The 11,828-nt window shown below is 43.3% G+C and carries 12 protein-coding genes; 11 read left to right on the forward strand and 1 reads right to left on the reverse strand.

All coding sequences use genetic code 11. From position 1 onward, the window contains the following. Position 1: 1 nt before the first annotated feature. The 6 genes from HCK02_RS04635 to HCK02_RS04660 are packed head-to-tail and all read left to right on the forward strand — an operon-like array spanning position 2 to position 5,387. Entirely contained in the window at positions 2-760 is a 759-nt protein-coding gene (locus HCK02_RS04635; RefSeq protein ID WP_167628947.1) for a Stp1/IreP family PP2C-type Ser/Thr phosphatase, read from the forward strand. Further along, positions 757-2,778: a Stk1 family PASTA domain-containing Ser/Thr kinase gene (gene pknB / locus HCK02_RS04640; protein WP_167628948.1), complete on the forward strand. Its 2,022-nt coding sequence runs from the start codon at positions 757-759 to the stop codon at positions 2,776-2,778. The genes HCK02_RS04635 and pknB overlap by 4 nt, the downstream gene beginning before the upstream one ends. Then, a complete protein-coding gene (gene rsgA, locus HCK02_RS04645) occupies positions 2,735-3,676 on the forward strand; it encodes a ribosome small subunit-dependent GTPase A (protein ID WP_167628949.1) in 942 nt (313 codons plus the stop codon). The genes pknB and rsgA overlap by 44 nt, the downstream gene beginning before the upstream one ends. Before the next feature lie 2 nt (positions 3,677-3,678). Then, the gene (gene rpe, locus HCK02_RS04650) at positions 3,679-4,335 is read left to right on the forward strand and encodes a ribulose-phosphate 3-epimerase (RefSeq protein ID WP_167628950.1); all 657 of its coding nucleotides are present in this window, start codon (positions 3,679-3,681) and stop codon (positions 4,333-4,335) included. Between the two features lie 53 nt (positions 4,336-4,388). After that, positions 4,389-5,030: a thiamine diphosphokinase gene (locus tag HCK02_RS04655; protein WP_167628951.1), complete on the forward strand. Its 642-nt coding sequence runs from the start codon at positions 4,389-4,391 to the stop codon at positions 5,028-5,030. A gap of 21 nt (positions 5,031-5,051) precedes the next feature. Continuing rightward, positions 5,052-5,387: a hypothetical protein gene (locus HCK02_RS04660; RefSeq protein WP_167628952.1), complete on the forward strand. Its 336-nt coding sequence runs from the start codon at positions 5,052-5,054 to the stop codon at positions 5,385-5,387. A gap of 123 nt (positions 5,388-5,510) precedes the next feature. Here HCK02_RS04660 and rpmB read toward each other — a convergent pair whose 3' ends face one another. After that, positions 5,511-5,699: a 50S ribosomal protein L28 gene (rpmB, locus tag HCK02_RS04665; protein WP_036096174.1), complete on the reverse strand. Its 189-nt coding sequence runs from the start codon at positions 5,697-5,699 to the stop codon at positions 5,511-5,513. A gap of 296 nt (positions 5,700-5,995) precedes the next feature. Between rpmB and HCK02_RS04670 the strand changes: the two genes are divergently transcribed. From HCK02_RS04670 to recG, 5 genes are read left to right on the forward strand one after another with little or no spacing between them, the layout of a single operon-like run. Beyond that, positions 5,996-6,361 carry an Asp23/Gls24 family envelope stress response protein gene (locus tag HCK02_RS04670; protein ID WP_036070467.1) on the forward strand — a complete coding sequence of 122 codons (366 nt, stop codon included), beginning with the start codon at positions 5,996-5,998 and terminating at the stop codon, positions 6,359-6,361. A 58-nt stretch (positions 6,362-6,419) separates the two neighbouring features. Further along, the gene (locus HCK02_RS04675) at positions 6,420-8,036 is read left to right on the forward strand and encodes a DAK2 domain-containing protein (protein ID WP_167628977.1); all 1,617 of its coding nucleotides are present in this window, start codon (positions 6,420-6,422) and stop codon (positions 8,034-8,036) included. Between the two features lie 38 nt (positions 8,037-8,074). After that, complete coding sequence (gene sdaAB, locus HCK02_RS04680; protein WP_115752771.1) at positions 8,075-8,737, forward strand: L-serine ammonia-lyase, iron-sulfur-dependent subunit beta; 663 nt, start codon at positions 8,075-8,077, stop codon at positions 8,735-8,737. A gap of 18 nt (positions 8,738-8,755) precedes the next feature. Further along, positions 8,756-9,646 (forward strand): L-serine ammonia-lyase, iron-sulfur-dependent, subunit alpha, encoded by an 891-nt coding sequence (gene sdaAA / locus HCK02_RS04685; protein WP_167628953.1) that lies wholly within the window; start codon positions 8,756-8,758, stop codon positions 9,644-9,646. Continuing rightward, complete coding sequence (gene recG / locus HCK02_RS04690) at positions 9,636-11,687, forward strand: ATP-dependent DNA helicase RecG (protein ID WP_167628954.1); 2,052 nt, start codon at positions 9,636-9,638, stop codon at positions 11,685-11,687. Before sdaAA ends, recG begins: the two co-directional genes overlap by 11 nt. Positions 11,688-11,828 lie beyond the last annotated feature (141 nt).

Genomic DNA, 11,828 nt, shown 5'->3' on the forward strand with positions numbered 1-11,828 from the left:
TATGCACGTAGAATTTAGAACCGACAAAGGAAAAATCAGACATCATAACGAGGACAATGGCGGAGTTTTCCATAACCAGACGGGCGATCCGATCGTGATTGTAGCTGATGGGATGGGCGGACACAGGGCAGGCGATGTAGCTTCTGAAATGGCTGTGCGCCTACTTAGTGAGGCTTGGAAAAAAACGGAGGAATTTCTATATGCGCCTGATGTGGAGGATTGGTTTCGGGAAACCATTCAACAAGTTAATCAGGAAATTGTAGCTTATGCTCATGAAGAATCTGGCTTAAAGGGAATGGGAACGACGCTTGTTGCCGCTGTTTTTACACGCAGTCAAGTTGTGATTGCGAATGTTGGCGACAGTCGTGCTTATCTTTTGAATCGCGAAGCGTTGCAGCAAATCACAGAAGATCATTCACTTGTTAATGAGCTTTTAAGAAAAGGTGAGATTTCAAAAGAAGACGCGGAAAATCATCCGCGTAAAAATATTTTGCTGCGTGCGCTTGGCGTAGAAGGGACTGTTGAAACAGATACGTTTGCGATTCCATTTGAAGCGAGTGATATTCTTTTACTTTGCTCGGATGGGCTTAGCAATATGATTGCAGAAGCAGAAATGGAGCAAGTGCTTTTGAGTGAACGCACGCTTAGTGAAAAGGCAGATGCGTTTATTGCAAAGGCAAATGCCAATGGGGGCAAAGATAACATTACGGTTCTTCTCCTCACTAGAAATCTTAAAGAGGGGGGAGAAACGAAGAGATGATGATCGGTAAACGTTTGAATGGACGCTATAAGATTTTAAGTCCGATTGGCGGCGGCGGAATGGCGAATGTTTTTCTGGCGCATGACATGATTTTGAATCGAGATGTTGCAGTTAAAATTTTACGAATTGATTTAACTGATGAAAGCAACTTGATTCGAAGGTTCCAACGCGAAGCACAATCAGCGACGAGTTTAGACCATCCCAATATTGTCAGTATCTATGATGTGGGCGATGAAAATGATTTACATTATATCGTCATGGAATATGTGGATGGCATGGATTTAAAACGCTATATTCAAGAAAATCATCCGATTTCGTTTGAGAAAGCGGTTGATATTATGCGGCAAATTGTATCGGCAGTTTCTGCCGCACATGAACATCACATTATTCATCGAGATATTAAACCTCAGAACATTTTGATCGACCAAAAAGGCGTTGTGAAAATTACCGATTTTGGTATCGCGATGGCCCTTTCAGAAACGTCGATTACACAAACTAATTCGTTGCTTGGATCGGTACATTATTTATCGCCGGAGCAAGCGCGAGGTGGGATGGCAACGCAAAAATCAGATGTCTACTCTCTGGGAATTGTGATGTATGAGCTTTTGAGCGGTGAGGTTCCGTATGACGGGGAATCAGCTGTTTCGATTGCGATTAAGCACTTGCAAGCACAGATTCCTTCTGTCCGAGCGACAAATCCAGATATCCCGCAAAGTCTTGAAAATATTATTATTAGAGCGACAGCGAAAGATCCGTTTGCTCGCTATCAATCGGCTGAGGAAATGGAAGCGGATTTGCGGACTTGTTTGGATCCTAGCCGGCTGAATGAGCCTAAATACATTTTAAAGGCAGATGACGGAGATACGAAGGCTGTTCCGATTATTCCTTCGAAGATGATGGCAGGAAATTTGGATGAAACGGTTATCCCAGAAAACACGGAAAAACAAGCAGAACAAATTGTGTCTGATGAGAAAGCTTCGGCAGAAAAAGAAGATCCCAAGAAAAGTAAAAAGAAAAAAAGTAAGAAGAAAAAAGCTTTTTGGATCATTTTGGTGATTATTTTGCTATTTGCGGGGCTGATTACGACACTTTGGGCGCTTGGACGCGAACCGGATGATTTAACGATGCCAAATGTGGTCGGGAAAACGGAAGCGGAAGCCTTGTCGATTTTACAGAAAGATGGTTTTTCAATCGGGCGAACGGTGGAACGAAATAGCGATTCTGTGAAGGAAGGTCGCGTGATTAGTTCTGATCCAAAAGCAGGCGAAGAAAAAGCGAAGGGAACTAAAGTTACGCTTTACATTAGCATTGGATCGAAAAAAATCTCGATGGAAGATTATCACGACGAAAGTTATGAGGAAACGAAGAAAACGCTTGAAGAACAAGGTTTTAAATCAATTAGCAAGAATGAGGAGTACAGTAGTTCTGTAGAAGCCGGTAAGATCATTTCACAAGACCCCTCTGCAGGGACAGAAGTGATCGCGAAGGAAACAAATGTGAATTTCACGGTCAGCAAGGGAGCTCCGCCAATTACGCTAAAAGATTTGCGTGGCTATAATCAACGAGCACTGGATGATTATGCTTCATCGAATGGAATCACAATCAAATCGACAGAGGAATATTCGGACTCTGTAGAAAAGGGACAAGTCATTTCTCAAAGTCCTACTGCGGGTTCTAGCGTAAGCAGTGGAGCAACTGTCAATGTGGTGCTTTCGAAAGGACCGAAGGAAAAGCAAGTCAAGAAAGTGACCAAAACCTTGCAGATTCCTTATCGTGGGAGCGCGAGTGATTCAGATAGCGATTCAGACGAGGAATCTGATTCACAAGAACCGGAACATATCGTGATTTACATCGAAGACAAAAATCACAGTATGTCTTCTCCTTACCGGGAAATGGACATTACGAAAAATGAGACGGTCACTATTTCTTTTGAAATCGAAGAAGGTTCAAATGCGACCTATAAAGTGTTAAACAATGGTTCTGTCGTTAGTGAAGAAACGGTTGCTTATCCGGGCTGATTGGCTCAAAAAGGAGGTTTTCGTACTGGAAGGTCAAATTATTAAGGCGCTGAGTGGATTTTATTATGTATATAGCGATGGCAAGACTTATCAAACGAGAGCGCGAGGGAATTTTCGAAAGCGAAAGTTGACGCCGCTTGTCGGGGATGATGTGGTATTTCAAGCGGATAACACGACGGATGGCTATATTTTGGAAATCTTGCCGCGTGAAAACGAACTCGTCCGGCCACAAATAGCGAATATCGATATTGCCATTTTGGTTTTTTCAGCTACGGAACCGACTTTTTCGACAAACTTGGCGGACCGGTTTCTAGTTGCGATTGAAAAAGAGGATATCACGCCTGTTATTTGTATTAGCAAGATGGATATCGCCTCAGAAAGCGAGCAAACAGCAGCTCAGCAAGCAAAAGAAATTTATGAAGCTATCGGTTATGAAGTCTTTTTGACGAATCAAGAAGTGGATCAAGAAGCTTTGCTTGAGCTTGTAAATGGACGAGTTGCGGTTATTGCTGGCCAGTCTGGTGTTGGGAAATCGACTTTGCTCAATCAACTGAATCCTGAATTGACACTTTCAACGGCCGAAATTTCGAATGCGCTTGGACGCGGTAGACATACGACACGACACGTGGAACTTTTGCCGATTGGCGAGGGATTCATTGCAGATACGCCGGGGTTTAGTTCGATTGATTACGACGATTTGTTACCCGAGAACCTGCAGTTTTGCTTTCCAGAGATTGAAGATAGGCGAAGCGGCTGTAAGTTTCGAGGTTGTCTGCATGAAAACGAGCCTGCCTGCGCCGTGAAAACGGCAGTTGCGGAAAAGGAAATTGCACGCTTTCGCTACGACGATTATTTGCAAATTTTGACGGAATTAAAAAACAGAAAGCCGAGGTATTGAAAATGGGAAAAATTGCACCTTCAATTTTGAGCGCTGACTTTGCCAACTTGGAACGCGACATTAAAGAAGTAGAAAATCTTGGAGCTGATTATTTACATGTGGACGTAATGGATGGTCACTTTGTTCCAAATCTGACATTTGGTCCAGATGTAGTGAAAGCGATACGCCCGCGGACGAAACTGCCGCTTGATGTGCATTTGATGATTGAAAATCCAGATGCGTATATTCCACAATTTGCCAAAGCGGGTGCTGATGTGATTTCCGTTCATGTTGAAGCTTGTACGCACCTTCACCGCACTTTGCAGCACATTCGCTCTTTCGATGTGAAAGCCTCAGCGGTGCTTAACCCGGCCACACCAATTGATACGCTTTTTCACGTGTTAGATGAGCTTGATATGGTACTCTTTATGACAGTCAATCCTGGATTTGGTGGTCAAAGTTTTATTCCAGAAGTTTTGAATAAAATTGCTGCTTTTAAAGCGTATATCACAGAACGCGGCTATGACATTGATATTGAAGTAGACGGCGGCGTGAATGAAGAAACAGCTAAGCTATGCCTAGATGCTGGTGCGAATATTTTCGTTGCGGGAAGCTACATTTATGGAAACACCGACCGCTCAATTCCGGTAGAAAAACTGCGCCAAGTTGTTGGTGATTAAGGCAAGAATGAAGGCCTGAATGAGGATTCTCTGTCGGAAAAGGGGTTGAGATTTTGAAAGCAATGCACATTATGGTAGGGGGACCGGCGGAACTTGTTCCGCCGCTCGATCCTTATCTTACGGATGCGGACTGGATTGGTATTGATGGCGGAGCGAAGCGCCTTCTGGAGCTTGGGATTCCAATGAAAAAAGCGCTCGGAGACTTTGATTCATTATCATCTGAGGAGCTTGAGGTGCTGAAACAGCAAGTTGCGGATGTAACGGAGTTTCCGGCTGAAAAGGACTTGACGGATACGGAAATTGGCTTGATTGCTGCCATGGAAGAGCTGCCGGATGTGATTCGGATTTTTGGCGCTACAGGTGGTCGGATGGATCACTTGCTTGCCAATTTGATGATGCTTACGAAGCCAGAGTTTGAGCAAGCGGTTCCGCTTGTCGAAATAATCGATTGTTACAATTGGATGAAGATGTATGTGCCAGGTCGCTATGAAATTCAAAAGCTTAAGGGGATGCGTTACGCAGCGTTCATTACGATGGGGAATGTGTCGGGACTTACCCTTTCTGGCTTTAAGTATCCACTTGATGATGCTAGTTTTCCGTTTGCAAAGGCGCTTTCAAGCAATGAATTCACACGGGATTCAGGATCGTTTTCATTTGATTCGGGGCTTATTTTGATGATTCAAAGTAAAGACTAACAAGAAGGGGCGAGGCTTATTTTGAAAAGTAAGTATAACTGGTCGCTTATTTTTGGCGGACTGGGAATTATTTTTAGTTTGATTGTCCAAATTTTTACTGTCCGCAATGCTTTTTCTGCAAACTATTCGGGGGATTTGAAGGTGCCTATCATGATCATGACGATCGCAAGCCTCGTTTTTATCATTGGTTTTGTCGTGGGTTATTCGTTTCTTGTTCAAAAGAAATTTAAAATCGCGATTCCGATTATTTTCGTGAGCGGCATCCCATCCTTTATTTTTGTCCATATTTTTGCGGGGATGTTTATGGTGATTTGTGGACTTCTTGGAAAAGCATCGGAAACAGAATTTGAACAATAAAAAGTCGGGTTAAGCTAAACCGCTTCCTAGTGAATTTTCACTAGCGAAGTTTCGGCAAGCTACCCGATTTTTTATTTTGGGTAAAAGAAAAAATGCAACGAAATTTCGCTGCATTCCTATCTTTTAAACACGTTCTACTTTTCCAGATTTAAGCGCACGAGTTGAAACCCAAACTTTTTTAGGTTTTCCGTTTACGAGGATACGCACTTTTTGCAAGTTCGCTTTCCATGTACGTTTGCTTGAATTCATCGCGTGGGAACGACGGTTACCAGAACGAGATTTACGACCTGTAATCACACATTCTTTAGCCATTATAACCCCTCCTTATACCAAACTTCTCAAGATGTTTCAGAAAGAAAATCTAAAGAGCATCTTTACGGTTATTTTCATACACTAGAATAATTTATCATAGAAATTCATTTCTTGCAAGGGCTTATGCGAAATTGCTGCAAAGATTTTTTACTTGACAGTAAAGTCATGAGCTTAGCTCGGGAAGAGAGGCTTTCAATCGCTTAGGGATTATAGTAAAATAGAGGCTGACGAGGAAACTAAACGCTTTCGAAACAGACTAAATCAGTTCACGGAACTGGTTTCAAGGAGGAAATTTAATGTCACTTGAAATAGAAACGAAGCACGGCAAAGTGGCGATTACGGATGATGTAATTGCGACAATTGCTGGCGGGGCAGCGGAAGAAAACTTTGGGATTGTCGGCATGGCAAGCCGTCATCAAATTCGTGATGGATTAACAGAAATTTTACGACGTGAAAATTATACAAAAGGCGTTATTGTTCGCAAAGAAGAAAATGGACTTCATATTGACATGTATATTATCGTTCGATTTGGAACAAAAATCTCTGAGGTAGCACATAATGTTCAGGAACGCGTGAAATATACGCTTGAAAAAACACTTGGACTTACAGTTGACTCTGTAAATATCTTTGTTCAAGGCGTTAAAGTTTTGGACGAGGATTAAGGGAGGCTTATTGAAGTTGGATACTACTTATCAGTTAAACGGTGAAAAATGGGCGACAATGATTGCGCTTGGTGCTGAAAATTTAACGAAAAATGCAGATTTCGTAGATTCACTAAACGTGTTTCCGGTTCCAGATGGTGATACGGGAACGAATATGAATTTGTCCATGACAAGTGGCGCAGAAGAAGTCAAAGCGAATGAAAGAACGCATGCAGGAGTTGTCAGTGCGAATCTTGCAAAAGGTCTTTTGATGGGTGCGCGTGGAAATTCTGGGGTTATTTTGTCTCAATTATTCCGTGGCTTTTCAAAGGCTGTAGAAGGCAAGGAAACACTTTCTGCGGTAGACTTTGCTGGTGGCTTTGTGAAAGGCGTTGAGACGGCTTATAAAGCGGTAATGAAGCCTGTTGAAGGGACGATTCTTACCGTCGCACGTGAAGCAGCTAAGGCAGGCATTGAAGCAGCAAAAAAAGACGATGCAACGATTGAAATGGTCATGCAAGGCATTTTAGAAAAAGGAAAAGAAGCCTTACAAAAAACGCCCGATCAGCTCCCTGTTTTAAAAGAAGTTGGAGTTGTAGATAGTGGCGGTCAAGGCTTGATTATCATTTATGAAGGTTTTTACGGAGCACTCACAGGCAACATGGAAATTCCAGATTATATGCTTTCAATGAATGAACTTGTAACTGCTGAACATCATCGTCATGTCCAAGATTTCATGTCAACGGATGACATTAAATACGGGTACTGCACGGAAATCATGGTGCGTATTAATGAAAATAAACCAGGGCAAAAGCCGTTTAATGAAACAGAATTTCGCAATCATTTAAGCACGATGGGAGATTCTCTTCTGGTTGTAGCGGATGATGAAGTGGCGAAAGTCCATGTGCATACAGAACATCCAGGTGATGTTTTCAATTATGGACAAGAATTTGGTAGCTTAATTAAAATGAAAGTTGAAAATATGCGTGAACAGCATGATGCGATTGTTGCAAAACCGGAAGAAGTGAAAACCGAACGGGTTCCTGTCGGAGTTGTTGCCGTAGCTGCTGGTGAAGGAACAAAGCAACTTTTTGAAAGCATGGGCGCGAATGTTCTTTCTGGCGGACAAACGATGAATCCGAGCACGGAAGATATTGTGAAGGCCATTGAAGAAGTTAATGCAGAGCAAGTTTTTGTTTTGCCAAACAATAAAAACATTTTGATGGCTGCTGAACAAGCGGCGACACTGCTCGGCGAAGAAAAAGTTCAAGTCATTCCTACGAAGACGATTCCAGAAGGGCTTGCGGCAATGCTTAGTTATAAGCCGCAAACAGGATTCGCTGAAAATACAGGCGCGATGACTGGGGCGATTCAAGATGTGATGAGCGGATCGGTGACAACAGCGGTTCGGGATACGACCGTTGATGGTGTTGAGATTCATAAAGATGAATTTATCGGCATGGTAGCGGGCAAAATCAAGTTCAGCGAAAAGGCTCTTCAAGAAGCAGCGAAGAAAACACTGGAGGCCATGCTTGATGAAGATAGCGAAATTGTGACGGTGCTTTATGGAGAAGGCGCTTCTAAAGAGGATGCAGAGCAACTTCAAGATGCACTTTTAGAGGTGTTTCCTGATGCTGAATTTGAAATTCACGACGGAGGGCAGCCTGTTTATCCGTACATCTTTTCAGTGGAATAAAAGGAGAAAATAAGGATCAGGAAAGGGTGGTTAGAAAGATGAAATTTAATAGCGTTTTCGATGTTATCGGTCCAGTTATGATTGGACCATCCAGTTCGCATACGGCGGGGGCCAGTCGAATTGGTTCCATCGCAAGAAGTGTGTTTGGCGAGTCACCTGCGCAAGTGGATATTCATTTATATGGTTCCTTTGCGAAAACGTACAAAGGGCATGGCACAGATGTGGCATTAATCGGCGGTTTACTTGGCTTTGAGCCAGATGATCCACGAATTAAAAACGCTGCGGAATTAGCAAATGAAGCGGGAATGCACATTCAATTCATCGAAGAAACGGAAGAAGCCCCTCATCCGAATACGGTTAAACTGGTCCTTAAAAATGGTATGAAACAAATGACACTTGTCGGGGCTTCCATCGGCGGAGGAAAAGTGGAAATTATCCGCTTGAATGAATTCGAACTAGAATTTACAGGGACGGCTCCGGCGCTGCTTGTCTTGCATGAAGATAAATTCGGCTTGATTGCGAGTACGACTAAAATCATTGCGAATCATGAAATCAACATTGGCGCGATGAAGGTTTCTCGGAAAGTGAAAGGTGACGATGCGCTCATGGTCATCGAAGTCGACCAACTTGTTGAACAGGATTTACTCGATGAAATTGCAAAATTAGACGGCGTTTTCCAGGTAGCGAGCATTATTATTTAATTTAGGAGGATGAAAGTTATGTTTCGTACAGTGGCAGAACTGGTCGATATCGCTGAACGCGAAAATAAAGCTGTTTCGGAAATCATGATTGAACGTGAAATGAGTGTTTCCGGAAAATCCCGTGAAGAAGTTTTTGAGGCGATGGAACGGAATCTTGATGTCATGGAAGAGGCGATTAAAGAAGGCGAAGCAGGCGTTGAATCTACAACTGGGTTAACAGGTGGAGACGCTGTTTTAATGAATGATTATATTAACAAAGGGCAATTTTTGTCGGGGGAAGTTTTACTCCGCTCTGTTCAAAAAGCGATTGCGACAAATGAAGTGAATGCCGCAATGGGCGTGATTTGTGCAACCCCTACTGCAGGAAGCGCGGGTGTGGTTCCCGGCGTTTTATTTGCCGTTAAGGATAAACTTGGACTTTCGCGGGAAGAAATGGTTAACTTTCTGTTTACCGCCGGAGCTTTTGGCTACGTGGTGGCTAACAATGCCTTCATCAGCGGCGCTGCAGGCGGTTGCCAGGCAGAAGTGGGTTCAGCGAGTGCCATGGCTTCTGCTGCCGTTGTAGAGGCGGCTCATGGAACGCCTCTACAGTCTGCGCATGCAATGGCAATGACGATGAAAAATATGCTGGGGCTGGTGTGCGATCCTGTTGCGGGGCTTGTAGAAGTTCCTTGCGTGAAACGAAATGCCTTAGGATCTTCACAAGCGATCATCTCGGCGGATATGGCGCTTGCTGGAATTAAAAGTCGAATCCCATGCGATGAAGTAATCGAAGCGATGCATCGCGTTGGACTTCAAATGCCGAGCAGTCTAAGAGAAACAGCTGAAGGAGGACTTGCGGCAACGCCAACAGGGCGCATGATCCAAGCGAAAATCTTTGGTTTGTCGCCAGACGGCATTGGCGAATAATTTAAATGAAATCCCACTAACGGCACTTAAAGGAATTGGCGCGGAAACAGCTAAAGCATTTAAAGAGCTCGGCATTGAAACAATTTATGACTTGCTTTGGAACTTTCCTTACCGGTATGAAGATTACCGGATGCGTGATTTAACGGAAGTGGACAACGGGGAACGGATTACGGTATTTGGAGAAGTTTTAACGGAACCGACTGTTTCTTACTACGGCCGAAAAAAATCAAAACTGTCCTTTCGTCTGTCGGCAAGTGGCCAAGTCTTAAAAATTGATTTTTTTAATCAACCTTATTTAAAAAATAAAATTGAATTAAATAGTGAAGTGACGATTTCCGGAAAATGGGATCGGAACCGGGCACAAATCACTGCCAGTAAATTTCATGCTGGCTTAAAAGCGCAAGAAGAAAATTTTGAAGGCGTTTATCGTTTAAAAGGGAACTTGCGTAACAAGACAATTTTGAAATATACAAAGCAAGCTTTTGAATTTTATGGGAATCAAATTGAGGAAGTCATTCCTCAGGAGTTCTTGCAGACCTATCAATTAATTTCTCGGGCGGAGGCTGTTCGGATTTTGCATTTCCCAAAAAGTGAAGCGGAATTAAAACAAGCACGCAGACGCATGGTTTATGAGGAATTTTTACTGTTTCAAATGAAGATGCAGTTTTTCCGTAAAATCGAGCGAGAGCGCTCTGGCGGCATTTCGATTGATTATGATGTCCATGAGCTGCGCCGCTACATTGATTCGCTTCCGTTTCCTCTTACGAATGCGCAAAAACGAGTGGTCAATGAAATCAGTGGCGATATGAAGTCACATTTTCACATGAATCGCTTGCTCCAAGGCGACGTGGGTTCTGGAAAAACGGTTGTCGCAAGCATCGCGATGTTTGCAGCCGCCTCAAGTGGCTTCCAGAGCGCTTTAATGGTGCCGACTGAGATTTTGGCAGAGCAACATGCGGATTCGCTTTTTGAACTCCTTGAGCCTTTTAATATTACGGTTGGGCTTTTGACAAGTAGTGTGAAAGGTAAAAAGAGACGCGAACTTTTGGCTATGCTTGAAGCGGGCGAACTCGATGTGCTGATTGGAACGCATGCGCTCATTCAAGATGATGTTATTTTTAAGAGACTTGGACTTGTCATCACAGATGAGCAGCACCGCTTTGGTGTAAATCAACGTCGTTTCTTGCGTGAAAAAGGAGAATATCCCGATGTGCTTTTCATGACGGCAACGCCAATCCCACGGACGCTCGCGATTACGGCTTTCGGGGAAATGGACGTGTCGATCATTGATGAGCTTCCGGCAGGTCGAAAAGAAATTGAGACTTTTTGGGTGAAACACGAGATGCTTGACCGAGTGATTTCGTTTATGGAAAAGGAAATTGAACAAGGTCGACAAGTTTATGTGATTTGTCCGCTGATCGAGGAATCTGAGAAGTTAGATGTTCAAAATGCGGTTGATTTTTACAACATTTTGCTTGGGAAATGGAAAGGGAAGTACACACCTGGACTCATGCACGGCAGATTACTTCCAGTAGAAAAAGAGGAATTGATGCGCGAGTTTAACGACGGAGCGATTGACTGTTTGGTATCGACGACTGTTGTTGAGGTTGGCGTGAACGTACCGAATGCGACGATGATGGTGATTTACGACGCGGATAGGTTTGGCTTGTCGCAGTTGCATCAGTTGCGCGGGCGAGTCGGGCGTGGTAGTCATCAATCTTACTGCATTTTAATTGCCGATCCCAAAACAGAAGTTGGGAAAGAACGAATGACGATCATGACGGAAACTAACGATGGTTTTGCATTAAGTGAGCGCGATTTGGAGCTTCGCGGGCCTGGGGACTTTTTCGGGAAAAAGCAAAGCGGTATTCCTGAATTTAAAGTGGCGGATATGGTGCACGATTACCGGGTACTCGAGCTAGCCCGTCAAGATGCAGCCAAGTTGATTTTTGAAGAAGATTTTATGAATGAACCCAGATTTACGCAGCTGCGAAATTTACTGGAATCGTTGGGCGTTTTTAGTGAGGAAAAATTGGACTAAAAACAGAAAAAACTTGCAAGCTGCTCACTTTTTATATAACATATTAGCGTAAACTTAAAACGCAACAAGATTGGATGGGAGAATCATTTGATTTTTCCTATCCCGTTTTTTTAACTTGAATTTAGTAGTAGGTATTAGGAG

The sequence above is a fragment of the Listeria valentina genome (assembly GCF_011800755.1).
Taxonomy (GTDB): domain Bacteria; phylum Bacillota; class Bacilli; order Lactobacillales; family Listeriaceae; genus Listeria; species Listeria valentina.